Source organism: Komagataeibacter diospyri (genome assembly GCF_006538165.1).
GTDB lineage: Bacteria > Pseudomonadota > Alphaproteobacteria > Acetobacterales > Acetobacteraceae > Komagataeibacter > Komagataeibacter diospyri.
Map to the genome: position 1 here is coordinate 1 of NZ_BDLU01000020.1, position 652 is coordinate 652.

At 66.7% G+C, this 652-nt stretch carries 2 pseudogenes; both read left to right on the forward strand.

Going from position 1 to position 652, the window contains the following annotated elements:
• Window positions 1-342 (forward strand): annotated as a pseudogene (locus MSKU9_RS03395) (hypothetical protein); the annotation flags it as partial.
• Window positions 342-652 (forward strand): annotated as a pseudogene (locus tag MSKU9_RS03400) (hypothetical protein); the annotation flags it as partial. The pseudogenes MSKU9_RS03395 and MSKU9_RS03400, both read left to right, overlap by 1 nt.

Genomic DNA, 652 nt, shown 5'->3' on the forward strand with positions numbered 1-652 from the left:
CGCACCCGGATTGAGGAAGCGCTGTTCCCCTCGCTGGGCACGCGGCCCGATGTGGTGAACGTGATTGCCGATGAAGTAGGCACCGCAGGCCGCGTGATCGAGCCACGCAACGCCACCGACTGCAAGGGTCTGGGCAGCCTTGCCAGCCCGGCCATCGGCGGTGGCTACGGTTATGGCGTGACCACCCTGCGCTACGGGTCACGCGCGGTTCCCTTCCAGTTATTTGCCCAATTGCCAACCGGCGACACCAACCAGCCCGCAACACAGACCCTGACCCGCATCGCAGACGTCATGCCCGCAGGCACGATTGCCTGGGTGCAGGACGTGGAGACCCTTGACTGATGGACAGACAGATCGTCTACCCCGCGCAGATACCGCTGGATAGTGACCAGTTGAACGCGCAACGCAACGCCTATGTCGGGCTGGGGCAACTTGCGGCCATGGCTTACGGCTGGTCCACCGTGGCCGCCAGCGGCTTTGCCTGCGCGCCCGGAACGGGGCTGGCCGTGACCGTCGCGCCCGGATCCCTTCTGGCCCCCGGAGTGGTCGATGCATCGGCCTATGGCACGCTGGCAGCGGTAGCCAGCGCGCTTGTGCGCCAGTATGTCAGCCGCGACCCGGTCACACTGACTGTGCCGGGGGCAGGGGCGAC